Raw genomic sequence first — 23,153 nt, 5'->3', positions numbered from 1 at the left:
CATGTCTGCTGCAAATGCGTTGCGAATCGGTCCCTCACCCCAGCCTTTTCCCTCCGGGAGAGGGGCTTTTGACGCTAGCGTCCCAGCAGCCGCGCCAGCCCCACGCTCAGTGGCGTCGGCTGCGGGCACACAAAACGCTCCAGCAACCGCGCATTGTTCGCCCGCGAATGACGAATGTCGCCAGCCCGCGCCGGGCCATAACTGACCGGTGGCAATTCACCGACGACTTTCTCCAGCGCTTCAAGCATCTGCTTGAGATTGGTCGCCTGATTCCAGCCGACGTTCACCGCACCGATTTCCACTTCAGGCTTTTCGAACACCTGCACCAGCACATCCACCAGATCTTCGACGTAGAGGAAATCCCGGGTCTGCTCGCCATCGCCGAACACGCTGATCGGCAGGCCTTTCTGCGCGCGCTCACTGAAGATGCTGATGACCCCGGAGTACGGCGAGGATGGATCCTGGCGGGGGCCGAAGATGTTGAAGAAACGGAAAATCACCGGCTCCAGGCCATGCTGGCGGCGGTAGAAATCGAAGTAGTGCTCACCGGCCAGTTTGTCCGAGGCGTAAGGCGTCAGCGGCGCCTTTGGTGTGTCCTCGTCGATCGACTCGCCCTCGCCGTTGTTGCCGTAGACCGCTGCACTCGAGGCGAACAGCACACGCTTCACGCCGGCCTGGCGCATCGCTTCGCAGACGTTGAGGGTGCCGATGAAGTTGCTCTGGTGAGTCTTCACCGGATCGTCCACCGAAGCCTGCACCGAAGCCACGGCCGCCAGGTGCGCGACCGCGCTGCAACCTTGCATCGCTTGCGCGACCAATGCGGCATCGGCGACATCACCGACGATCAGTTCGACCCTGGGATTGTCCAGCGACAGGTTGCTGCGCTTGCCGGTCGACAGGTCATCGAGAATCCGTACCGAATATCCCTTGGCCAGCAAGGCATCAGCCAGGTGCGAGCCGATGAAACCGGCGCCGCCGGTGATTAAAACAGGGCCGTCAGCCATGGCGATAAAACCTATCCAGTAAGCCCGGGAGCGCGGCACGCCAGGCGCGCGGCTTGATCCCGAAGGTGTGCAGAATTTTTTTGCAGGCGAGCACCGCATGCTGCGGCTCTTCGGCGGCGTCCGGACGCGCGGCGTGGGCCTGGGCGGTCGGTTCATCGATGGCCAGTTGATGCAGGCTGCGCGCCTCGGTGAGGATCGCCTGCCCAAGTGCCAGCGAGGTGGTCGCCTCGTGTCCGGCGTAGTGGTAAGTGCCCCACAGAGGCGCCGCGCAATCGAGTTGCTTGAGCACCGAGATGATCACCCGTGCCGCGTCGTCGACCGGCGTCGGATTGCCCCGGCGGTCATCGGCCAGCAGCAGTTCGTCCGGTTGCTCGGCACGGGCGAGGAAGCGCCCGAGGGTGCCGTCCGGGCTGTCGTCGAGCAGCCAGCCGAAACGCAGCAACACGTGTTGCGGGCAGGTCGCGCGGACGCTTTGCTCGATCCGCCACAGCGCCTGACCGCGCAGGCCGAGCGGCACCGGTTCGTCTTTTTCGCTGTAGGCGGTGGCGCGCGAGCCGTCGAACACCCGGTAGCTGGACGGTTGTACCAGCACGATGTTGTGGTGCTGGCACAGCTCGGCCAGACGCTCGATCGCTCGCTCTTGCCCGGCCAGACGGCTTTCGCTGACGGTCTCGGCCTGGAACCAGTCGAAATAATAGGCAAGGTTGATCAACGCATCGGGACGGGTGTCGTCGAGCAGTTGTGTCAGGCTCGCGGCATCCCAGCCGTCTTCTGGCGGGCGGGGGGCGAGGAAACCGATGTCTTCCTCCGCACCGAGGCGAATCAGCGCCTGCCCAAGGGCATTTCCGCCGCCCAGTAACATAAGGCGCATTCGCATAGAGTCAGCAGGCCCAGTCTGATTGGAACGATGGCTTTGGCGACGGCGCTTGTGGCACCGACGTCGATAATTGCCGGAATCGTTGCATTTTGCGGGTTTAGTGCGCAACCGTCACCCGTAAAGTGTAGATCGTCAATTTTTACGGCGCCCCGAGCGGTACTTGCATCTTCCCGCCCGCGCCCGCATAACTGAACCCATGAATCTGCCTCTCCCCGCCGGCAGCGCCCTGGCAGGCTTCCATCCTGCCGTCAGCGCCTGGTTCAGCCAGACCTTCGCGACGGTCACCGCCGCCCAGGCCCGCGCATGGCCGTTGATCCGCCAGCGCCGTTCGACGCTGATCGCCGCCCCTACAGGCTCGGGCAAGACCCTCACCGCCTTCCTCGCCGTCATCGACGACCTCGTCCACCGTGGCCTGGAAACCCCGGACGGTCTGCCGGATGAAACCCTGGTGGTCTACGTTTCGCCGCTCAAGGCGTTGTCCAACGACATCCGCATCAACCTGCAGAATCCATTGGCGGGAATCACCGGACAATTGCGCCAGCTCGATTTGCCGGAGCTGCAAATCACCACCGCCGTGCGCACCGGAGATACCCCGCAGAAAGACCGCGCCGCCATGCGCAAGCGCGCGCCGCACATTCTGGTGACCACCCCGGAATCGCTCTACGTGCTGCTGGGCTCGGAATCCGGCCGCAAAATGCTCGGCACCACGCGCACGGTAATCGTCGATGAGATCCACGCCATCGCCGCCGGCAAGCGCGGCAGTCACCTGGCGTTGAGCCTGGAACGGTTGCAAGCCCTGTGTCCGGAACCGCTGACCCGGATCGGTCTATCAGCCACGCAAAAACCGATCGACGCGGTGGCACGGTTTCTCGTCGGTCATCGACGCCCCTGCGAAATCGTCGACATCGGCCACGCCCGGCCACGGGATCTGGGCATCGAAGTGCCGCCGGTGCCGTTGTCGGCGGTGATGGCCAATGATGTCTGGGAACTGGTTTACGACCGCCTCGCCGTGCTGGCCCGCGAACACCGCACCACGCTGATTTTCGTCAATACCCGACGCCTCGCCGAACGCCTGAGCCGACACCTGAGCGAGCGCCTCGGCAAGCACGCGGTCGCCGCCCACCACGGCAGTCTGGCCAAGGAATTTCGCCTCGACGCCGAACAACGGCTCAAGCGCGGCGAACTACAGGTTTTGATCGCCACCGCCTCGCTGGAGCTGGGGATCGACATCGGCGAAGTCGACCTCGTCTGCCAGATCGCCTCGCCGCGTTCGATTGCCGGGTTTCTGCAACGGGTCGGCCGCTCCGGGCACCAGGTCGGCGGCACGCCCAAGGGCCGCCTGTTCGCCACCACCCGCGACGACCTGATCGAATGCGCCGCCCTGCTCGACTGCGTGCGCCGGGGCGAACTCGACACCCTGCACATTCCCCAGGCGCCCCTGGACGTGCTGGCGCAACAGATCATCGCCGAAGTCAGTTGCCAGGAATGGTCGGAAGACGCGCTGCTGGCGCTGTTCCGTCAGGCTGAACCCTACGCCGGTCTCGACGAGCGTCACTACCAGGCCCTGCTGAGCATGCTTGCCGAAGGCTACAACGGTCGCCAGGGCATCCGCAGCGCCTACCTGCACCGCGACGCCGTGAGCCGGACCCTGCGCGGTCGACGCGGCGCGCGACTGACGGCGGTGACCAGTGGCGGCACCATCCCGGACAACGCCGACTACAGCGTCCTGCTGGAGCCCCAGGGCCTGAACATCGGCAGTGTCAACGAAGACTTCGCCGTGGAAAGCATTGCCGGCGATGTGTTCCAGCTCGGCAATACCTCCTATCGCATCCTGCGGGTGGAAACCGGCAAGGTCCGGGTCGAGGATGCCCAGGGCCAGTCGCCGACCATTCCGTTCTGGCTCGGCGAAGCGCCGGGACGCAGCGATGAACTGTCGGCGGCGGTGGCCCGCCTGCAAGCGCAGCTCGATGAATTGCTCGGCGCCAGCCCCGGCAATCTGCAACCGGCCCTCGACTGGCTGACCGGCACCCTCGGCCTGAACCCGGCCAGCGCCGAACAACTGGTGGACTACCTGGCCCGCGCCCGCCAGGCCCTCGGCGCGCTGCCCTCGCAAGACACGCTGCTGATGGAGCGTTTTTTCGACGAGTCCGGCGGCACCCAGTTGATCATCCACTCGCCATTTGGCAGCCGCATCAACCGCGCCTGGGGCCTGGCCCTGCGCAAGCGTTTCTGCCGCACGTTCAACTTCGAATTGCAGGCCGCCGCCAGCGAAGACGCGATCGTGCTGTCGCTGTCCACCAGCCACAGCTTCGAACTCGACGAAGTCTGGCGCTACCTGCACAGCCACAGCGCCGAACACATCCTGATTCAAGCCGTGCTGGAGGCGCCGCTGTTCGGCGTGCGCTGGCGCTGGAATGCCGGTGTCGCGCTGGCGCTGCCGCGTTTTACCGGCGGGCGCAAAGTCGCGCCACAACTGCAGCGAATGAAAAGCGAAGACCTGATCGCCAGCGTGTTTCCCGACCAGATCGCCTGCCTGGAAAACCTCGCCGGCGAACGGGAAATCCCCGAGCATCCGCTGGTGGAACAAACCCTCGACGATTGCCTGCATGAGGCGATGGACAGCGAAGGCTGGCTCGATCTGCTGCGGCGCATGGAGCGCGGCGACGTGCGTTTGATCAGCCGCGACCTCCCCGCGCCGTCACCGCTGGCGGCAGAAATCCTCAGCGCCCGCCCCTACACCTTTCTCGACGACGCACCGCTGGAAGAACGCCGCACCCAAGCCGTGCTCAACCGTCGCTGGAGCGATCCGCAATCCACCGATGACCTCGGCGCGCTGGACGCCGACGCGATCAGCGCCGTGCGGGAAGAGGCCTGGCCGACGCCGGGCAACGTCGATGAAATGCACGAAGCGCTGATGAGCCTGGCGTGCATCAGCGCTACCGAAGTGGCGGCCAACGAACATTGGCCTGAATGGCTGCAAACCCTGGCCGACACTGGCCGCGCGTGTCGCTTGCCGGTCGACCCGGCGCATTCGCTCTGGTTGCCCCGGGAGCGCCTGACTTGCCTGCAAGCGCTGTATCCACAGGCTGCCGTTGAGCCCGCGCTGCAAGCGCTGCGCGGATTCGACGAGGCGTGGACAGCCGAGGACGCGCTGCGGGAAGTGATCCGCGCACGGCTCGGTGCGTTCGGCCCGTTGCCGCTGCCCGCCATTGCCGCACCGTTGGCGCTGGCCACAACCCGTGTCAATCAGGCCCTCGCGCAACTGGAGCGCGAGGGCTATGTGCTGCGCGGCCACTTCACGCCGGGGCTGGATGTCGAGGAATGGTGCGAACGGCATTTGCTGGCGCGAATTCATCGCTACACGGTCAAGCGCCTGCGCCGGGAAATCGAACCGGTGGCGCTGCAGGATTTCATGCGTTTCCTGTTCGACTGGCAGCACTTATCTACAGCGACCCGAGGCCAGGGCAGTGCCGTGTTGCCGACGATTGTCGGCCAGTTCGAAGGCTACCCGGCAGCGGCTTCGGCGTGGGACAGCGACATCCTCCCGGCGCGGCTCAAGGACTACTCGCCGGGCTGGCTGGATGATCTGTGTCGCAACGGCAAACTGGTATGGACGCGCCTCAGCGCCCGACAGAAGAGCGGCGGCACGGCGTTGCGCAGCACGCCCATCGTGTTGCTGCCACGCACTCACGTCGGCCTGTGGAGCACGCTGGCCGAACAAACACCGGAGAACGAACTGACACCAAAAGCGCAGAAGGTTTTCGAGGCGCTCAGCCAACACGGCGCACTGTTTTTCGACGAACTGGTGCATGAGGCACACCTGCTGCGCACGGAACTGGAAATCGCCTTGCAGGAACTGGTCGGCGCCGGTTTGGTCAACGCCGACAGCTTCGCCGGACTGCGGGCGCTGATCACCCCGGCGAGCAAGCGCCAGCAACGCAGCAGTCGGCGCGGACGCGGGGCGTTTGTCGGCGGAATGGATGATGCCGGGCGTTGGGCGTTGCTGCGCCGAGGATCGGTTGCGGTGGTGGACAAACCCGCTCCGGAAACCCTGGAACACATCGCCATGACTCTGTTGCGCCGTTACGGCGTGGTGTTCTGGCGCTTGCTCGAGCGCGAGGCGGACTGGTTGCCGAACTGGCGCGAACTGCTGCGCACGTTCCATCGCCTGGAGGCCCGTGGCGAGATCCGGGGCGGGCGGTTTGTCAGTGGTCTGGCGGGTGAGCAATTTGCCCTGCCCGAAGCGATCCCGTTGCTGCGCGAAGTCCGTCGCCGCCCCCATGACGGCAGCCTGATCGCCGTGTGCGGGGTGGATCCGCTGAACCTCGCCGGCACCTTGTTGCCGGGCGCAAAAGTACCGGCGCTGGCGAGCAATCGGCTGGTGTATCGGGACGGCTTGCCGGTGGCGGCGGAAATTGCCGGCAAACCACAATTCTGGGTGGAGCTGGAGCAATCGGTGATGGCCGAGGTACGCGACAAACTGATTCGGCATTGATCTATGGAGTCCGGGCCTGCTGCGGCAACACAACCGGCGATGACTCAGGCACTGGGTCTTCAACGTCCACACCTTGCCGCTTCGGCAACAGAACCTGTTGTGGATAAGTCTGCGCGAAATGCACCCACGGGCTGTTATCCACAAGCTTTTTCAAACGCTGGTTGAACGCCCGGCTCACCGCATATTGCCCGCCCGACACGGTACGGAACTGCGCCGTCAGCACCACACCGTTGAGGTCCATCCGGTCCACCCCGAACACATCCAGCGGCCCTTGCAGGTTGTACTTGAGAAACGGGTCTTCGCGGATCGAGTCCCCGGCCTGGCGGATCAGCTCGATGGCCTTCTCGACATCGGTGTCATAGGTGAACTGCACCGAGAAAAACGCGAACGCAAACTGCCGCGATTGATTGGTCACGGCCTTGATCTGGCCGAACGGCACCGAATGCACAAACCCCTTGCCGTCACGCAGGCGCAGGGTGCGAATGGTCAGGCCTTCGACCGTGCCGGCATGCCCGGAGTCGAGCACCACCCAGTCGCCGATCGACAGGGTGTCTTCGATGATGATGAACAGCCCGGTGATCACGTCCTGCACCAGTTGCTGCGAACCGAAACCGATGGCCAGCCCCACGACCCCGGCACCCGCCAGCAGCGGCGCGACGTTGATCCCCAGATTGGCCATGGTGGTGATCGCGCAGATCACCACCAGAATGATTTTGATCGCATTGCGCAGCAACGGCAGGATGGTTTTCACCCGCGTACTCGGCTGGCGCGATGCACGTTTGTTGAGCGGTGGTTTCAACGCTTCCTGGATTGCTGTGTCGAGCACCACCCACAGCAGCCACGTCACCAGAAAGATCAGGCCGATGCTGCTCAAGGCATTGCTGATCGCCCGACCGACGGTGCTGCTCTGAGCGAAGTCGATCAGCGACACGCCCCAGATCCGCCCGAGAATATCGATGAATGCAATTGCGATGACGATCCGCAGCAAGGCATGCAGCAGACTGAGAAAGCGTTCCTTGTAGGCGCTGCTGCGCTGGATCGCCTCGGCCCGGCGCGACTTGAACAGGTGTTGCAGGACGGTGCTGAGAAACACCGTGCCGATCAGCAGCACCGTGGTCAACAACGCGCAGCGCAAGGCTTTCTGGTTGTCCTCGCCGATGCCGATCAGATTGACCGCCGACACCAGCACCATCAGCACGATCGGCCAGTACCAGAGTCCGGAAAAAATCCGCAGCGATTCCTGCAACGACGGTTGTTTCAGACGCTGCACCAGCGAGCGGTTGCGGATCAGATGCGCCACCGGCCGGCGCAGGCGGATCACCAGCAGACCGAAGATGATCGACGCCAGCAAGCCCGTGAACACAGCGATGCTGCTGGTGATATTGCCGCCCAGTTGCCGGGCGATCTGCGGACTGGTCAGGGCATCGCTGAGGGCCGCGAGGAAGCCGATCAGGAACAGCGGTTTCGGGCAGTAGTCACGAATGATCTGCACCGCCCGGCGCTTATGGCCGACGTTGAACATCACCACCACACACAACAGCATCGAGGTGGAAAAGATCCCGCTGCTGGTGGCGTAGGCAAAACACAGCGCCAGTGCGCGGCCGACCGAGACCGGCAGGAAATGGCTGACGTACAGGGTCAGCGGCAGGCAGATCAGTGCCGGCAAGGTGTAGGGCAGCAGGTAGCCGAGCAGATCCTGGCTGCGCTGGCGACTGCGCAACCAGCGGCCTTCGCGCAGACGCTTGCCGAGCAAACTGCCCAGCACGGTCAACAGGGCGAAGGTGCCGAGCCACACCCCCGACAGCATCAGGAAATCGCCAGTCACGCTCCACCCAGAGCGGTCCGACGGCTGATTGACCAGCCTGTCGACTTCATCCGCCGCCCGGTCGGCACGCAGGCGCCAGGCATCGACCAGATGTTCGTTGAGATCGAGTTTGTCCTGTACGTCGTCGATGCTGGAACTGATGGCGCCGAGTAGTCCGCCCTGCACCAGCGGCTCGGGTTCGGCGGGCTTTTGCGCAGTGGCCGGAACGCCCGGCAGCGTGGCGGCATCCAGTTCACTGGCGCCGAGAAACAGCAGTGCTCCCAGCAGAATGACGATCCTGAACTTGATCAAAACTCCGATCTCCCTTTGGGTGAACCTGTAAGGAACTGATCGGTGAATGGCGGACAAGTTCGGTTTTGAATGGAAATCAAAGCCCCTCAGCGACCACCCGTACCCCCACCGAAACTTTCCCGCCCCGCCCACAGTCATCCACAAACAGAGGCAGCGCGAGGACATTCCACGGGAGGGCGGCATGGCGGCGATTCACATTGGTATTTCAGGCTGGCGCTACGCCCCTTGGCGGGGCGGTTTCTACCCCAAGGGGCTGACGCAGAAACGCGAATTGCAGTTCGCCTCACGGGCGGTCAACAGCATCGAAATCAACGGCTCGTTCTACGCCCTGCAACGGCCGGAACGCTACGCCCAGTGGTATGCCGAAACCCCGGACGACTTCATTTTCAGCGTCAAGGCTCCGCGGTTCATCACGCACATCCGTCGCCTGCGCGACATCGAGAAACCCCTGGCCAACTTTTTCGCCTCCGGGGTGCTGGAACTGAAAGAAAAACTCGGGCCGATCCTCTGGCAGTTTCCGCCGAGTTTCAAATTCGACGCCGAACTGTTCGAACACTTCCTCGCTCTGTTGCCCCACGACACCGAAGCGGCTGCCGCCCTCGCCCGCCAGCACGACTCGCATCTGCACGGCCACGCCAGCCTCAAGGCATACGGAAAGAAACCGCTGCGCCATGCCGTTGAGATCCGCAACGACAGTTTTCTCGATGCCGATTTCGTGCGCCTGCTCAAACGCTACAACACCGCCCTGGTGATCGCCGACACCGCCGGAAAATGGCCGTACCGCGAAGACCTCACCAGCGACTTCGTCTACCTGCGTCTGCACGGTGCCGAAGAGCTCTACGCCAGCGGCTACTCGGAAACAGCACTCAAGAGCTGGGCCGAGCGCATCGATGCCTGGCACCACGGCCGGCAGCCCCGCGATGCACACTTGATCGCACCACGCCTGAAACCCCGGGCACGCCAATCCCGCGAGGTGTTCTGCTACTTCGACAACGACATCAAAGTCCGCGCGCCTTTCGATGCCCGCAGCCTGCTGCATCGCTTCGACCTCGATAAAGACCTCGCCACCACCCCCGGCGAGCCGGCCAACGAAGGAGTGCTGTCATGAGCATCCGCGAGCCCATCGGCGTCACCGACGAGCAAACCGAAGTCGTCAGCACCATCAACCGTTTCACCGTGCTGACGATCAACACCCACAAGGGTTTCACCGCTCTGAACCGGCGCTTCATCCTGCCGGAGCTGCGCGAAGCGGTGCGCAGCGTGTCCGCCGACGTGGTGTTTCTCCAGGAAGTCCACGGCACCCACGAACATCATCCCAAGCGCTACCTCAATTGGCCGACGATGCCGCAATACGAATTCCTCGCCGACAGCCTCTGGCCGCAGTTCGCCTACGGGCGCAATGCGGTGTATCCGGATGGCGATCACGGCAATGCGCTGCTGTCGAAATTTCAGATCATCCGCCACGACAATCTCGACGTGTCGATCAGCGGGCATGAAAACCGTGGCCTGCTGCATTGCGTGTTGCGCCTGCCGGGCGATGACCGCGAGCTGCACGCGATCTGCGTGCATCTGGGCCTGCGCGAGAGCCACCGCAACGCGCAACTGAAACTGCTCGGCAAACGCTTGGCAGAGCTACCGGATGACGCCCCGGTGATCGTGGCCGGTGACTTCAACGACTGGCGCCAGCGCGCCGATGCCTTGCTCAAGCCTAGCGGTCTGCGCGAAGTGTTCGCGGCCCATCAGGGCAAACCGGCACGCAGTTTTCCGGCGCGCCTGCCGACCCTGCGGCTGGACCGCATCTACGTGCGCAACCTCAAGGCCCGTCAGCCGAAAGTCCTGGCGAACCGACCGTGGTCGCACCTTTCCGACCACGCGCCGTTATCGGTGGAGATCGAAATATGAGCAGCGCACCGCTGGAAAAATCCGCCGTGGAACCGCTGAGCATTACCCCGCCGATCCGCGAGCCGGGGCACGTCGACGTCGAATACGGCTGGCACGGCAGCAACCGGGTCGAGCTGCTGGAAAATGGCGAGGAATATTTCCCTCGGGTGTTCGAGGCGATGCGCGCGGCCAAGAGTGAAATCCTCCTGGAAACCTTCATCGTTTTCGAAGACAAGGTCGGCCGCGAATTGCAGCAGATCCTGATCGACGCCGCCCGGCGCGGCGTGCGCACCACCGTCAGCTTCGACGGCTTCGGTTGCGGCGAATTGAGCGCCGGTTACCTCACTGCCCTGAGCGACGCCGGGGTGCATCTGCAAATTTTCGATCCGGCGCCCAAACACCTGGGCATTCGCACCAACTGGTTCCGCCGCCTGCACCGCAAGATCGTGGTGGTCGACGGCCTCGTCGCGTTCATTGGGGGGATCAATTTTTCCGGCGACCACCTGGCCGATTTCGGCCCCGAGGCCAAGCAGGATTACTCGGTGCAAGTCCAGGGTCCGGCGGTGACCGACATCCACCACTTCGCCCTGCTGCAAAGCGGCCGTCCCGGCCGGGCGCGGTTCTGGTGGCAGCGTCGGCGCCAGCGGCGGGAGCAGATGGCCGTCGACGATCACGACGGCCAGGTACGCCTGGTGTTTCGCGATAACGACCAGCACAACACCGACATCGAGGACGTGTATTTGCAGGTGCTGCGCAACGCTCGACGCCGGGTGGTGATCGCCAACGCCTACTTCTTTCCCGGCTACCGATTGCTGCGCGAAATGCGCAACGCGGCACGGCGTGGCGTCGATGTGCGGCTGATTCTGCAAGGCCAGCCGGACATGCTGGTGGCCAAACTCGCGGCGCGCATGACCTACGACTATCTGCTCAAGGCCGGGGTGCGGATCTACGAATATTGCGACCGTCCATTGCACGGCAAAGTGGCGCTGGTGGATGACGAATGGAGCACGGTCGGCTCAAGCAATCTCGACCCGTTGAGCCTGGCGCTGAACCTGGAAGCCAACGTGCTGATCCGCGATCGCACATTCAACCGCCAACTGTTCGAACGCCTGGAAGACCTCAGCCTCAATCACTGCAAGGCGATGGACCCGGCGAGCGCGCCACGGGGGCGGATCTGGCACATGACGGTGGGCTTTCTGGTGTTCCACTTTCTGCGTCACTTTCCGGCCATGGCCGGTTGGCTGCCGGCGCATAAACCTCGGCTGAAACCGTTTTTCCGTGCTGCAGGGGGTGATCCTTCATGAGCCGTTCCGAAGCCCGTGCCGCCGCCCATTCACCGGCAACCAGCCACTCGCGCTGGAGCCGCTGGAAGCGGCCGCTGACCCTGTTGTTTTTCCTCGCGCTGATCGTGCTGCTGACGATGTTTGCCCGGCGCATCGAATGGGCCGAAGTGTTGCAGACCCTCGCCGACTTCAAGGTGCGCACGCTGATCATCGCCTCCAGCCTGACCCTGGTGAGTTTTCTGGTGTACGCCAGTTTCGACCTGATCGGCCGCACCTACATCCGCCAGGACCTGACCTGGAAACAGATCCTGCCAGTGGGCGTCATCAGCTACGCGTTCAATCTCAACCTCAGTGCCTGGGTCGGCGGGATCGCCATGCGTTATCGCCTGTACTCGCGGCTCGGAGTGAGCAAAAGCAACATTGCCAAGATCCTCGGGCTGAGTCTGGCGACCAATTGGTTCGGCTACATGACCATCGCCGGGGCGGTGTTCGCCAGTGGTCTGGTGAGCATGCCGCCGGGGTGGAAAATCAACAGCACGGCGTTGCAGGGAATCGGCGTGCTGTTGCTGTTGCTCAGTGCTGGCTATCTCGCGGCGTGCCGGTTTTCCCGGCGTCGGGAATGGTCGATTCGCGGCGTGGAAATCAACCTGCCGTCGCTGCGCATGGCGGTGCTGCAACTGCTGCTCGGCGCACTGAACTGGTCATTGATGGCAGCGGTGATCTTCACCTTGCTGCCGAGCAAACTCGATTATCCGCTGGTGCTCGGCGTGCTGTTGATCAGCGCGATCGCCGGGGTCATCACGCACATTCCGGCGGGTCTCGGGGTGCTGGAAGCGGTGTTCGTCGCGCTGCTGCAACACGAGGCGTCGCGGGGCAGTCTGGTGGCCGGGTTGCTGGCGTATCGGGCGATCTATTTTCTGCTGCCGCTGCTGATCACGGTGGTGATGTATCTGCTGGTGGAGGCCAAGGCCAAGGCGTTGCGCATCGAGAAGAAACCCGGCTGATCGCAGCGCCCTTCGAGAGCGCCTTCGCGAGCGAGCCAGCCCCCACGACTGCCGTCACTGGGCTTGAATGATGCTCAACCGCTCGCCCACCACCATCTCGGTGATCCAGTCCACAAGAATCGATGTGTAGGCCTGCTGCGATACCGGTTCGCTCAGCGCATGGTCGGCGCCGTCGATGATACGGTGGGTCAGCGAGTGGGTCTGCTGGCACGCCGCGCGGTAACTCATGATCGTTGCGTGGGGCACGTAGTCATCGGTTTCCGACTCCACCAGCAACACGTCCCCGGTGAACTGTGAACAGGCGTGCAAGGCGCGATTGCTGTCGGCGCGCACCAGAGTGCCGCGATAGTCGCGCAGGTCGGACTTGTCCAGATCACGCTTGGGCGTGTGCCATTGTTCGTCGCGATACAGCGCCGGCACCCGCAACGCCAGCCAGCGCACCGGACGCAGCGAGGTGAGGATCGATGCGAGGTAACCGCCATAACTGGTGCCGACCACGGCGATGGCCGACGTGTCGAGCGCCGGGTGCGCGAGCAGTCGATCATAGGCCGCCAGCAGGTCACGCAGATTGTCCTCGCGGGTCACCCGGGTCAACGGAATCCCGGTGCCGCCGGTGTGCCCGCGCAGGTCGAAGGTCAGGCACACGCAACCCAGACCGGCGATACCTTTTGCCCGCTCCAGATCACGCTCCTGACTGCCACCCCAACCGTGTACGAACAGCACGCCGGGAACCTTCGATTTGGGACTGAGAAACGTCCCGCTCATCTGTTCGTCATCAATGTCGATTTGAACGCTTTCGCTTCTAGCCGTCATAGGATTTGACCGTTACGTATTTGAGGAGAAATTCGCTGTTCTCGGCCGGGCCGCGATACACCTCGATGGCATCGGCCGGCAGGGACTCGTCGATGTAGGTTTCCACCGACGACACACGGATCGCGCGCATCGCCGGGTCGTTGACGAAACTTTGCAGCGCCGCGACTTCCGCGCTGCTGGCGCCACCCATGCGCCACGATTGCTCGAGCACGCCGCTGCGCGGTTTGCCGTCGCTGTCGAGGCCTTGGGCGATGTCGTAGTTGCGGCGCGAGGCGAAGAAATTCGGGTAGGCCTCATCGGCGGCGCTGTCGAACACCTGCGCCTGCTCGATCGCCAGGCGCACGTCGTCGGGCAGCTCCAGCGCCAGCAGCTCGGCATAGCCACCCTGCACCACCAGCAGATTGGAGCCGCCATAGACCTCTTCGCCCTGCCCGTCATTCGTCAGGTATTGATCGCCGCAGTAACTCAACACCCGATCGCCGATGAACGACTGACCGACGCTGTGCGTGACCACCTCGCGCAAATCCTGCTCCAGCACCACGCCGTTGCTGAACAGTTTTTCAGCGTCCGGGCGGGCGAGGATTTCGTCGAAGGCGTCGAGGCTGTCGATCACTTCCTGGCCACGACCGGCGCAGGCGTGGATCGGCTTGAGCCGGATCGGGCCGCTGTACAACAGATGCTCGGCAGCGGGCCGCGCGTCCTCCAGGGCAAATACGCTGAGGCCGTCGAGCACCACATTGCGTACCCGCTCGGAAAACAGCGGCGACCAGCCTTGCGGCGCGCGGGCCTGATAACTGCGCAGGCCGTGGCTGATGGCCTTGGTGCAGATGAAATCGTGTTCGACGTAACCGCCCCACAAGTCGTCCGGGCCGTTGATGCCCAGCGCCTCGACGTGGGTCGCACCGACAATCGTTTGAGTCGGCAGCAGGTACAGCTCGCGACCGCGATGTTTTTCCGGCTCGTAACGACCGCCGAAGTTGAGCCCGAGAATCTGCGCCAGCCAACGGGCCAGGGCTTTGTTGGTCTGCACTTCATGCTGCGGCGCGCCGGCACGCACCGAATGCGCGACCACCAGTTTCCTGCGGGATGTCGGGGTCATGCGTCCCCCTTCCAGCGGCTTGATGAATGTGGGTAGAGGGGTGCAGAGATCAGGCCAATGGGGAATCTGTGGAAAACTTCAGCGAATCAATCGTTTGGCAAAATCCTGATGGCATCGCGCCTGTTTCAATCTGCACGACCGGGCGCAAGACTCCGGCAATTTGCACGATCCGACTGATGTACAAAACGCTCACACCAGTGCAGTCCATTCAGGACTTCGATGGAGTCACGCCAAACCGCCCGCGATAATCACTCGGCGCCAGCCCGGTGATTTTCTTGAACGTCGCACGAAACGCCCCCGGATCCTGATAGCCCACCGTCCAGGCAATATGATCGATGGTGCCATTGGTGAACTCCAGCAGTTCCCGCGCCTTGCCGACCCGCAGGTGCTGGCAATACTCGGTGGGTTTCAGGCCGGTCGCGGCACGGAAGCGGCGCAGGAAGGTCCGTTCTTCCAGCCCTGCCCGCTCGGCCATGGCCGTCAGCGAAACATCGGTCGCGCCGGTGCCTTGCAGCCAATGCTGAACCTTGAGAATCGCCCCGTCGCCATGGTTGAGGATCGGCGCAAAATTGCTCCCGCACTCGCTGGCGCTGTCGCTGTGTTCCACCACCAGAAAGCGCGCGGTGCCGCTGGCGATGCTCGGCCCGAGCAAGCGGTCGACCAGACGCAATCCCAACTCCGACCAGGCCATCAGCCCGGCGGTGGTGATCAGGTCGCCGTCATCGACAATCGGCGTATCGGCCTTGAGGTGGATCTTCGGATAACACTCGGCGAAGGCCTTGGCCGAGGTCCAGTGAGTGGTCGCGCTGCGGCCATCGAGCAGACCGCTTTCGGCCAGCAGCCACGAGCCGACACAAACCCCGCCGAGGGTCGCGCCCCGAGCATGTTGCTCGCGTAGCCAGGGCACCAGACCGGCCGGCATGTGCGCAGCGGAAAACCCGGCGATGGACGGCGGAATCAGTACCGCCAGCAAACCGGTTTCCGCAGCGGGATGACTGTCGTAGACCCGTACCGGCGGCTGATCGCCTGCGACCTGCCAGTGACTGATCCGCAGCAACGGCAACTGCGCCGCCTCATGCTCGGAGGCAATCCGGTTGGCCACTCCGAACAGATCGGTCAAGCCATGCACCGCCGCCATCTGCGCGCCGGGATAAATCAGCACGCCCAGTTCGGCGACAGCCCTTTGTGCGCCCATGTCAGTTTTCCCCTGTCTATTGTCGGTGCGGCCAATCCTCGAAACAGCGACCGGCGCCAATACTGGCGCCACACCCATCCACACTTCGAGGACACACCCATGGCCAAGCAAGCGCTCATCGTAGTCGATATCCAGAACGACTACTTCCCCCAAGGCAAGTGGCCGCTGGTCGGCGCCGATGCCGCCGCCGACAACGCCGCGCAGTTGATCGCAGCCTTCCGTGAGGCAGGTGATTCAGTGGTTCACATCCGCCACGAATTCACCTCCACGGATGCACCGTTTTTCACCCCCGGCTCCGACGGTGCGCAGCTGCACCCCAAAGTGCTCAACCGGGCCGACGAACCGGTGGTGCTCAAGCATTTCGTCAACTCGTTCCGCGAGACCGAGCTGCAAGCGATCCTCGACGAGCAAGGCATCAAGGAACTGGTGGTGGTCGGCAGCATGAGCCACATGTGCGTCGACGGCGTCGTCCGGGCGGCGGCGGATCTGGGTTACACCGTCACGGTGATCCACGATGCCTGCGCCACCCGTGATCTGGAATTCAACGGCGTCAGCGTACCCGCTGCCCAGGTTCACGCCGCGTTCATGTCGGCTCTGGGTTTTGCTTACGCCAGCGTGGTCTCCACCCGGGAATTCCTCACCGCCAGCCGTTAATCACCGCTTGGAAAAACTTCGCAATACCTCCGGCCCGCCTCGCTGCGGGCCTTTTTGCGTGTGTCATAAAAATCTCACGCGTGAGTCATTGCTGACGTTCTGGATTGGTTGTAGTGTGGCCCACGCGTGAGATGTTCATAACGGAGTCATTGCCATGAAAAGCCGCTCCCCGGCCGCTGCGTCAGACAACCCGAAGGGAGTGCGCTCGACACCGTCCGCGAAAAAACCGTCGAGCTTCTATATGAAGCAGATGCGCGCGGGCCTGGCGGCCGCCGGTTATGTGAAACACGAAACTTGGGTGCTTCCCGAAAACCGAAGCTTGCTCAAGCAAATGGAGCAACAGCTACGCCAACCGATTCTGGCTGGCTCTTTCATGTCGGAGAATTACATGAGCGCAGGCAACAACTGGAACATCGATAGCCTCTACACCGCACTCAAGGCGCTGGACGAGGTGGCTTCGCAAGACATCACGCTGTCCCTGATCCAGAGTTCCGAGCCCAGCCTGAAACTGGAGATGAACGAATTCGGCGGCCTGCCGATTCACATCGCCATCGCCGGTCAGCAGATCATCGTCGACACCGTGCTGGTGGACGTCGATTCGATCTCCGACGTGCGCGCCTTCAACGACGCCGTGCTGCGCAGCCGGGAAATGTTCCCGCTGTCGTCGATCGGCATCGAGTCGATGCCCAACGGCCAGACCGTCTACAACATGTTCGGCGCGCTGAGCGCAGATTCGAGCCTGACCAACGTGGTCACAGAGGTCAAAACCCTGGTCGACAACGTGCAGCGCGCCAGCGAAGCCTTCGAACACTTCTTCAAGTAATCAACAGGGAAAATCCAATGACTCAGTCCATCTGGAGCAAGTTGTTCACCGCACTGCGCGGCGGCGCCAATGAAGTCGGCGAAGCGATCGTCGACCAACAGGCCCTGCGCATCCTCGACCAGGAAATCCGCGACGCCGACGGCGCACTCTCCAACGCCCGCCGCGAACTGGTCACCATCATGGCCAAGCACAAGCTGTCCGCCGACCGCGTGAGCGAGTACGACGCCAAGATCAAGGATCTGGAAGCCAAGGCTGTTTCCGCCCTGAACGCCGGCCGCGAAGACCTGGCGCTGGAAGTGGCCGAAGCGATTTCGACCCTGACCAACGACCTCGACGCCGAGAAAAAGCAGAGCGACGAGTTCGGCACCTACGCCGAAAACATGCGCAAGGACATCAACAAGGCCGAAGCGCGCATCAAGAGCCTGCGCCAGCAAGTGGACATGGCCAAGGCCCGTGAAAGCGTGCAGAAAGCCCAGGTCAGTGCCTCCATCGCCAGCGGCGGTGCCAACGGCAAACTGGAAACCGCCGTCGGCACCCTGAACCGTCTGCAAGCCAAGCAACAGCAACGCGCCGCCGAACTGAGTGCTGCGGACGAACTGGCTGATGCGTCGACCGGCAATGACCTGGACCGCAAACTGCGCGAAGCCGGCATCACCCCGAACGAAGGCAGCGCCAACGCGATCCTTGAGCGTCTGAAGCAAAAGTCCGCCCAGTAATCACTGGAAGGAAAAACCTGTGGGAGCGGGTTTGCTCACGAAGGCGGTGCGTCAGTCGACATTCCTGTCGGCCGATAAATTGCCTTCGCGGGCGAGCCCGCTCCCACTTGCTTTCCATCGCGCAAATCCTGCTGCTCGTTCAGCCCGCCGCCCGGTACACTAGCGGCGTTTTTGCCGACGAACACCTCCACCCGCTTCAAGGAACGTACCCATGGGATGGTTTAAAGACTTGCTGGGCACCAGCAACTGGCAGACTTCCGCGCCGACACCCGAGGTTGCCGGTGGCCCGCTCGGCCTGGCGCAAGGCAAGGCGATCCGGTTCGACTCGACCCTGGGCCTGCTGCTCGACGGCAGCACATCGGTACAGGTTCCCGACGCCCAGGCCATCTGGAGCGCAGGCTGGATCGACCTCGGCCAGTCGAACAAACTGCATCGCTACTACCTGAACAACGAAGATTTCTGGGTGCAGATCCATGTCACCGGTGACGATCAGGTCGAGTCGGTGACGCTGTTCAATTACCTCAGCTACGTGACCGTCAACAGTGACGCCGAATTGCAGCGCCTGGCCGGTCCCAACAGCCTGATCGGCCTGCCCTCCTACACCCACAATGGCGTTGTGTTCACGCGCGAATGGGGCACCGAACAGGGCCAGACCGAACTGGTGCCGCTGACCGAACAGGTGATCAACCCGGACGAGTCCTACACCATCGAACACCATTCGATGCTCTATGCCCGCGACACCGGCCTGACCGACCGCCGCGAATTGCTGTTGTTCTCGGTCGAACAGGATGAAGAAGGCACGGTCAGCCTGAGCACTTCGCTGGGCATTTCGCTGTACACGACCGACCTGAGCACCATTTGAATAAGGAAGTTTTTCATGCTGGAAATGCTTGCCGTCTCCTTGAACAAGACCGCGCTGGTCGGTTTTGTCGTCTACCTGATCGGCGCCGTTGCGCTGTTCATGCTGTTTCAGTTCGTCTACACCCGCATCACCCCGCACAAGGAATTCGAGCTGATCCGCTCCGGCAACAGCGCCGCCGCCATCGCCCTGTCCGGCGCGATCATCGGTTTCGCGATTCCGGCGAGCAACGTGATCGCCTACTCGATCAACGTCCTCGATTTCGTGCTGTGGGCGGTGATCGCTGCCGTGGTGCAACTGCTGGCATTCCTCGCGACCGGGCTGGTACTCAAGGGCACCTCTCAGCGTATCGCCAACGGTGAGGTCGCTTCCGGCATCTACGTTGCGGCCGTGGCAATCAGCGTCGGCATGCTCAATGCCGCGTGCATGACACCGTCCAACTGACCGGCAGGAAGCCTGTGATGAAACGAAGCAAATACGTTCAACTGTCGCTGGCCGCTTCGGTGGCGCTGGCGATTTCCGGCGAAGCGGCAGCGCAGGAGCAGCAGCGCAGCTTCCAGAGCGTGGAACAGTGCGTGGATGCCGAGGTCGCGGCCGACGTCTGCTCCAACGCCTACGTCGCCGCCCTCGCCGAACATCGGCGCGTCGCGCCGGCCTACGACGACAAGGCTGCGTGCGACGCGGACTTTGCCGCCAACTGGTGTCAGAAAAATTCCGCCGGCCGTTTCGTGCCGAAACTCGGCGGCTTCAAGATCCCGCAGGTCGGTGAGCCGGCGCAGGATCTCGACGCGATCGCCGATGCGCAAATGCCGGCGGGCGATACCAGTGCCGCGCAAACAACCCAGACCACACAGAGCACCTCGCACTCCTCCAGTGGCGCCGGCAGCGGCTGGCTGACCGGATGGCTGATTGGCAATGCGATGAGCAATAACAGCTCGAACCGCACGGTTTATCGTGACCGCGATACCCGCCAGACCTACAACACCTCGACCCAATACCGAAAAATCGAATCGGCACCGCGCAGCCAGGATTACGAGAGCAGCAAAAGTAAACCGGTCAACGTCGCCTCTTCGACGTCCCGTGGCGGCTTTGGCAGCCAGTCCAGTGCCCGCAGCGGCTGGGGTGGCTGGGGCCGCTCGAGCAGCTGATCATGAAGAAAATCCCCTGTGCCGAGCGCCACGACTGGAAACAGACCGCCGAAAGCCTCGGTTTCATGTTCCACACCATCGATAACGAGCCGTATTGGGACGAGCGCGCCTACTACCAGTTCTCGCTCGCGCAGATTGAAAACGATCTTGAGGATCCGACCACCGCACTGCATGAGATATGCATGGATCTGGTCGACCGCGTGGTGCACAGCGAGGAACTGCTTGATCGCCTGAGCATCCCCGCGCCGTACTACGACATGATCCGCACATCCTGGCTGGAAGGTCATCCGCATCTGTACGGGCGCATGGACTTTTCCTACAGCGGCAACGGCCCGGCCAAGCTGCTGGAACTCAACTACGACACGCCGACCAGCCTCTACGAAGCATCGGCATTCCAGTGGGGCTGGCTGGAACAATGCATCGAACGCGGCCTGCTGCCGGCCCGCGCCGATCAGTTCAACAGCATCGACACCAAGCTGCATCAGGCCTTCGCCGAGCTGCAGTTGAAGCGGCCGTTCTACTTCGCCTCGATGAAAGGCTCGGTCGAAGACAAGGGCACCACGGATTACCTGCGACTGATCGCGGAAACCGTCGGCATCGAATCACGCCACATCGACATCGAAGACATCGGCCTGACCGCCGAAGGGCGTTTCGTCGACCTCGAAGACCGCTGGATCCCGCACCTGTTCAAGCTGCATGCCTGGGAGTTCATCTTCCACGAACCGTTCGGCCCGGCGATCGCCCAGTGCGATACACAGTTTTTTGAACCGGCATGGAAAGCCATCCTGTCGAACAAGGGCGTTCTGCCGCTGTTGTGGGAAATGCACAAGGGCCATCCAAACCTGCTCGCTGCGCATCTCGATCCGAACCCTGGTTCTTCCGTACCCAAGGGCTGGGTGCGAAAGCCGTATTTCTCCCGGGAAGGCGCCAACATCGAATTGCAGACGGCCGACGGCCTGACGGTGAAAGAAGACGGCCCCTACACCGACGCGCCCTTCATCCTGCAGGAATTGGCACCGCTGCCGAAGTTCGATGACAGCTACACCCTGATCGGTTCCTGGGTGATTGGCGATCAGGCGGCGGGGATTGGCGTGCGCGAGGACAACAGTCTGATCACCAAGGATTCGAGCCGGTTTTTGCCGCATCTGATTCTGGATTGAAAAAAACTCGCCCACAAAAAAGGCCCGTCGTGCGAACGACGGGCCTTTTTCATTCAGATCGGCGGTAGCGCCGGATCAGAACGGAATATCGTCATCGAAGCTGTCGAAATCCGGAGCCGGTTGCGGTGCGGCCTGCTGTGGAGCCGGGGCCGGACGCTGTTGCGGAGCCGACTGCTGCGGACGCGGAGCCTGCTGGCGTGGCGCCTGCTGCTGATAGTTGTTGCCGCCACCTTGTTGGTCGCCCTGTTGTGGACGGCCGCCGAGCAGTTGCATGGTGCCTTGCATGTCGACCACGATTTCAGTGGTGTAACGCTTGATACCGTCTTTTTCCCACTCGCGGGTCTGCAGTTTGCCTTCGATGTAGACCTGCGAACCCTTGCGCAGGTATTCGCCGGCGATTTCGGCAACCTTGCCGAACATCGATACACGGTGCCATTCGGTCTTCTCGACCTTCTGACCGGTCTGCTTGTCGGTCCACTGCTCGCTGGTCGCCAGACTCAGGTTGGTCACGGCGTTACCGTTAGGCAGGTAGCGTACTTCGGGGTCCTGGCCGCAAGTGCCGACCAGGATGACTTTGTTAACCCCACGGGCCATAACGTTCTCCTAGGCTTCGCACGCAGTCTGCGCCGGGTTGTTCACCAGGCGTTCAAGAGTGGTGCGATCCATTAATTCGGTGTCCAGTTTGATGTAGATGGCCGCTTCATCGGCAACAATCACAGCATCCGTTACCCCTACAAGGGCCTTGAGGCGCTCGACCAGACCCGCTTCGCGTATCGCTTCAGGCGACAACGGCAGGCGCAGGCTCGTCACGTAGGGAGGTTCGCGCATGGTAACAGCAAAGGCCAGCCAAAGTGCAGCCAGTCCCGCACATCCAAGGAACACAACCGACAGACCGCCATGCTGGAACATCCAGCCGCCGAGAATCCCGCCGAGTGCCGAACCGAGGAATTGACTGGTGGAGTACACGCCCATGGCCGTGCCCTTGCCACCCGCCGGTGAAACCTTGCTGATCAGCGACGGCAAGGAGGCTTCCAGCAGATTGAACGCGGTAAAGAAGATCACCGTGCCAATCACCAGAGCCCGCAGGCTGTCGCCGAACTGCCAGAAGAATAGCTCAGTGAGCATCAGCGTCAGCACGGCGCCGAGCAAAACTCGTTTCATTTTGCGTTTCTTCTCGCCATAGATGATGAAAGGGATCATGGCGAAGAACGAAATCAGCAGCGCGGTGAGGTACACCCACCAGTGCTGCTCCTTGGGCAGGCCGGCCTTTTCCACCAGCGCCAGAGGCAAGGCGACGAAGCTCGACATCAACATCGCATGTAACACAAAAATGCCCAGGTCCAGGCGCAGCAGATCCGGATGTTTAAGCGTCGGCATCAACGCCTGACGGGCCACGCCGGATTCACGGTGGCTCAGAGGCCCGGTGGATTTGGGCACCATGAACATCACGATCACGATGCCGAACAGCGCCATGCCGCCGGTGGCGAGGAACAAGCCGGACAGACCGAACGCGCGGGTCAGCAGCGGGCCGACCACCATCGCTACGGCAAACGACAGGCCGATGGTCATGCCGATCATGGCCATCGCCTTGGTCCGGTGCTGTTCGCGGGTCAGGTCGGACAGCAGGGCCATGACCGCCGCGGAAATCGCCCCGGCACCTTGCAGGATCCGCCCGGCGATCACGCCCCAGATCGAATCGGCCTGGGCCGCCAGCACGCTGCCCAGCGCGAAGACGATCAGCCCCAGGTAAATCACCGGACGCCGGCCGATGCGGTCGGAAATGATCCCGAACGGAATCTGGAAAATCGCCTGGGTCAGGCCGTAAGCGCCAATCGCCAGCCCGATCAGGGCCGGGGTCGCTCCCGCCAGATCCATGCCGTAGGTCGCCAGCACCGGCAACACCATGAACATGCCAAGCATACGGAAAGCGAACACCAGAGCCAGACCGCTCGCCGCGCGGGTCTCGCTGCCACTCATGCGTTCGCTGTGGGGATCGTGCATGGAAAAACCTCGTGTGAACCGGCGG

Annotated in this window: 20 protein-coding genes; 12 read left to right on the top strand and 8 right to left on the bottom strand. The window is 62.8% G+C overall.

Annotated features, from left to right (window positions below):
* Window positions 1-74: 74 nt before the first annotated feature.
* On the bottom strand, window positions 75-1,004 hold the full coding sequence (locus N8H74_RS18125; protein WP_262149229.1) for an NAD-dependent epimerase/dehydratase family protein: 930 nt from the start codon (window positions 1,002-1,004) through the stop codon (window positions 75-77).
* The gene (locus N8H74_RS18120; protein ID WP_262149227.1) at window positions 997-1,881 is read right to left on the bottom strand and encodes an NAD(P)-dependent oxidoreductase; all 885 of its coding nucleotides are present in this window, start codon (window positions 1,879-1,881) and stop codon (window positions 997-999) included. The genes N8H74_RS18125 and N8H74_RS18120 overlap by 8 nt, the downstream gene beginning before the upstream one ends.
* Before the next feature lie 196 nt (window positions 1,882-2,077).
* Between N8H74_RS18120 and N8H74_RS18115 the strand changes: the two genes are divergently transcribed.
* Window positions 2,078-6,376, top strand: a complete 4,299-nt coding sequence (locus tag N8H74_RS18115; RefSeq protein WP_262149225.1) for a DEAD/DEAH box helicase — start codon at window positions 2,078-2,080, stop codon at window positions 6,374-6,376.
* A gap of 1 nt (window position 6,377) precedes the next feature.
* Here the strand turns inward: N8H74_RS18115 and N8H74_RS18110 are convergent, their stop codons facing one another.
* Window positions 6,378-8,492: a mechanosensitive ion channel family protein gene (locus tag N8H74_RS18110; protein ID WP_262149223.1), complete on the bottom strand. Its 2,115-nt coding sequence runs from the start codon at window positions 8,490-8,492 to the stop codon at window positions 6,378-6,380.
* A gap of 181 nt (window positions 8,493-8,673) precedes the next feature.
* On the opposite strand from N8H74_RS18110, the gene N8H74_RS18105 reads away from it, so the two are divergent.
* From N8H74_RS18105 to N8H74_RS18090, 4 genes are read left to right on the top strand one after another with little or no spacing between them, the layout of a single operon-like run.
* A complete protein-coding gene (locus tag N8H74_RS18105; RefSeq protein ID WP_262149221.1) occupies window positions 8,674-9,600 on the top strand; it encodes a DUF72 domain-containing protein in 927 nt (308 codons plus the stop codon).
* A complete protein-coding gene (locus N8H74_RS18100) occupies window positions 9,597-10,394 on the top strand; it encodes an endonuclease/exonuclease/phosphatase family protein (RefSeq protein WP_262149220.1) in 798 nt (265 codons plus the stop codon). The genes N8H74_RS18105 and N8H74_RS18100 overlap by 4 nt, the downstream gene beginning before the upstream one ends.
* Window positions 10,391-11,677 (top strand): cardiolipin synthase ClsB, encoded by a 1,287-nt coding sequence (gene clsB, locus N8H74_RS18095; protein ID WP_262149218.1) that lies wholly within the window; start codon window positions 10,391-10,393, stop codon window positions 11,675-11,677. Before N8H74_RS18100 ends, clsB begins: the two co-directional genes overlap by 4 nt.
* Window positions 11,674-12,660: a lysylphosphatidylglycerol synthase domain-containing protein gene (locus N8H74_RS18090; protein ID WP_217830250.1), complete on the top strand. Its 987-nt coding sequence runs from the start codon at window positions 11,674-11,676 to the stop codon at window positions 12,658-12,660. The genes clsB and N8H74_RS18090 overlap by 4 nt, the downstream gene beginning before the upstream one ends.
* A 54-nt stretch (window positions 12,661-12,714) precedes the next feature.
* Here the strand turns inward: N8H74_RS18090 and N8H74_RS18085 are convergent, their stop codons facing one another.
* From N8H74_RS18085 to N8H74_RS18075, 3 genes are all read right to left on the bottom strand, one after another.
* Window positions 12,715-13,473, bottom strand: coding sequence for an alpha/beta fold hydrolase (locus N8H74_RS18085; RefSeq protein ID WP_217830252.1), 759 nt, complete (start codon window positions 13,471-13,473; stop codon window positions 12,715-12,717).
* The gene (locus N8H74_RS18080; protein ID WP_262149216.1) at window positions 13,463-14,572 is read right to left on the bottom strand and encodes a DUF3182 family protein; all 1,110 of its coding nucleotides are present in this window, start codon (window positions 14,570-14,572) and stop codon (window positions 13,463-13,465) included. The genes N8H74_RS18085 and N8H74_RS18080 overlap by 11 nt, the downstream gene beginning before the upstream one ends.
* A 208-nt stretch (window positions 14,573-14,780) precedes the next feature.
* Window positions 14,781-15,767 (bottom strand): GlxA family transcriptional regulator, encoded by a 987-nt coding sequence (locus N8H74_RS18075; RefSeq protein ID WP_262149214.1) that lies wholly within the window; start codon window positions 15,765-15,767, stop codon window positions 14,781-14,783.
* A gap of 99 nt (window positions 15,768-15,866) precedes the next feature.
* On the opposite strand from N8H74_RS18075, the gene N8H74_RS18070 reads away from it, so the two are divergent.
* The 7 genes from N8H74_RS18070 to N8H74_RS18040 all read left to right on the top strand — a co-directional run bounded on the left by N8H74_RS18070 (window position 15,867) and on the right by N8H74_RS18040 (window position 21,127).
* Window positions 15,867-16,421, top strand: a complete 555-nt coding sequence (locus N8H74_RS18070) for a cysteine hydrolase family protein (RefSeq protein WP_262149212.1) — start codon at window positions 15,867-15,869, stop codon at window positions 16,419-16,421.
* 154 nt (window positions 16,422-16,575) lie between these two features.
* Window positions 16,576-17,244 (top strand): DUF2170 family protein, encoded by a 669-nt coding sequence (locus N8H74_RS18065; protein WP_262149210.1) that lies wholly within the window; start codon window positions 16,576-16,578, stop codon window positions 17,242-17,244.
* Window positions 17,245-17,261: 17 nt separating this feature from the next.
* Window positions 17,262-17,960 carry a PspA/IM30 family protein gene (locus N8H74_RS18060; protein WP_217830260.1) on the top strand — a complete coding sequence of 233 codons (699 nt, stop codon included), beginning with the start codon at window positions 17,262-17,264 and terminating at the stop codon, window positions 17,958-17,960.
* A gap of 211 nt (window positions 17,961-18,171) precedes the next feature.
* On the top strand, window positions 18,172-18,822 hold the full coding sequence (locus N8H74_RS18055) for a YjfK family protein (protein ID WP_262149207.1): 651 nt from the start codon (window positions 18,172-18,174) through the stop codon (window positions 18,820-18,822).
* Window positions 18,823-18,837: 15 nt separating this feature from the next.
* The gene (locus tag N8H74_RS18050; protein WP_217830266.1) at window positions 18,838-19,263 is read left to right on the top strand and encodes a DUF350 domain-containing protein; all 426 of its coding nucleotides are present in this window, start codon (window positions 18,838-18,840) and stop codon (window positions 19,261-19,263) included.
* 17 nt (window positions 19,264-19,280) lie between these two features.
* Window positions 19,281-19,967 (top strand): DUF1190 domain-containing protein, encoded by a 687-nt coding sequence (locus tag N8H74_RS18045; protein WP_262149204.1) that lies wholly within the window; start codon window positions 19,281-19,283, stop codon window positions 19,965-19,967.
* Between the two features lie 2 nt (window positions 19,968-19,969).
* On the top strand, window positions 19,970-21,127 hold the full coding sequence (locus N8H74_RS18040; protein ID WP_262149202.1) for a glutathionylspermidine synthase family protein: 1,158 nt from the start codon (window positions 19,970-19,972) through the stop codon (window positions 21,125-21,127).
* A 75-nt stretch (window positions 21,128-21,202) separates the two neighbouring features.
* On the opposite strand, the gene N8H74_RS18035 is transcribed toward N8H74_RS18040, so the two are convergent.
* Complete coding sequence (locus N8H74_RS18035) at window positions 21,203-21,721, bottom strand: single-stranded DNA-binding protein (protein ID WP_007966163.1); 519 nt, start codon at window positions 21,719-21,721, stop codon at window positions 21,203-21,205.
* Window positions 21,722-21,730: 9 nt separating this feature from the next.
* Entirely contained in the window at window positions 21,731-23,128 is a 1,398-nt protein-coding gene (locus N8H74_RS18030; protein ID WP_217830269.1) for an MFS transporter, read from the bottom strand.
* Window positions 23,129-23,153: the final 25 nt, after the last annotated feature.

The organism is Pseudomonas sp. B2M1-30 (assembly GCF_025447575.1).
Taxonomy (GTDB): Bacteria; Pseudomonadota; Gammaproteobacteria; order Pseudomonadales; family Pseudomonadaceae; genus Aquipseudomonas; species Aquipseudomonas botevensis.
The sequence above is the reverse complement of the archived record's forward strand: the minus strand, read 5'-3'. Positions and strand labels throughout refer to the sequence as shown.

Bases quoted from the DNA above. Each gene is read 5' to 3' on its own strand.
- N8H74_RS18105 (WP_262149221.1), top strand. From the start codon at position 8,674: ATGGCGGCGATTCACATTGGTATTTCAGGCTGGCGCTACGCCCCTTGG.
- N8H74_RS18070 (WP_262149212.1), top strand. From the start codon at position 15,867: ATGGCCAAGCAAGCGCTCATCGTAGTCGATATCCAGAACGACTACTTC.
- N8H74_RS18055 (WP_262149207.1), top strand. From the start codon at position 18,172: ATGGGATGGTTTAAAGACTTGCTGGGCACCAGCAACTGGCAGACTTCC.
- N8H74_RS18115 (WP_262149225.1), top strand. From the start codon at position 2,078: ATGAATCTGCCTCTCCCCGCCGGCAGCGCCCTGGCAGGCTTCCATCCT.
- N8H74_RS18085 (WP_217830252.1), bottom strand. From the start codon at position 13,473: ATGACGGCTAGAAGCGAAAGCGTTCAAATCGACATTGATGACGAACAG.
- N8H74_RS18065 (WP_262149210.1), top strand. From the start codon at position 16,576: ATGAAAAGCCGCTCCCCGGCCGCTGCGTCAGACAACCCGAAGGGAGTG.
- N8H74_RS18075 (WP_262149214.1), bottom strand. From the start codon at position 15,767: ATGGGCGCACAAAGGGCTGTCGCCGAACTGGGCGTGCTGATTTATCCC.
- N8H74_RS18030 (WP_217830269.1), bottom strand. From the start codon at position 23,128: ATGCACGATCCCCACAGCGAACGCATGAGTGGCAGCGAGACCCGCGCG.
- clsB (WP_262149218.1), top strand. From the start codon at position 10,391: ATGAGCAGCGCACCGCTGGAAAAATCCGCCGTGGAACCGCTGAGCATT.
- N8H74_RS18080 (WP_262149216.1), bottom strand. From the start codon at position 14,572: ATGACCCCGACATCCCGCAGGAAACTGGTGGTCGCGCATTCGGTGCGT.
- N8H74_RS18060 (WP_217830260.1), top strand. From the start codon at position 17,262: ATGACTCAGTCCATCTGGAGCAAGTTGTTCACCGCACTGCGCGGCGGC.
- N8H74_RS18090 (WP_217830250.1), top strand. From the start codon at position 11,674: ATGAGCCGTTCCGAAGCCCGTGCCGCCGCCCATTCACCGGCAACCAGC.
- N8H74_RS18050 (WP_217830266.1), top strand. From the start codon at position 18,838: ATGCTGGAAATGCTTGCCGTCTCCTTGAACAAGACCGCGCTGGTCGGT.
- N8H74_RS18100 (WP_262149220.1), top strand. From the start codon at position 9,597: ATGAGCATCCGCGAGCCCATCGGCGTCACCGACGAGCAAACCGAAGTC.
- N8H74_RS18040 (WP_262149202.1), top strand. From the start codon at position 19,970: ATGAAGAAAATCCCCTGTGCCGAGCGCCACGACTGGAAACAGACCGCC.
- N8H74_RS18125 (WP_262149229.1), bottom strand. From the start codon at position 1,004: ATGGCTGACGGCCCTGTTTTAATCACCGGCGGCGCCGGTTTCATCGGC.
- N8H74_RS18120 (WP_262149227.1), bottom strand. From the start codon at position 1,881: ATGCGAATGCGCCTTATGTTACTGGGCGGCGGAAATGCCCTTGGGCAG.
- N8H74_RS18045 (WP_262149204.1), top strand. From the start codon at position 19,281: ATGAAACGAAGCAAATACGTTCAACTGTCGCTGGCCGCTTCGGTGGCG.
- N8H74_RS18035 (WP_007966163.1), bottom strand. From the start codon at position 21,721: ATGGCCCGTGGGGTTAACAAAGTCATCCTGGTCGGCACTTGCGGCCAG.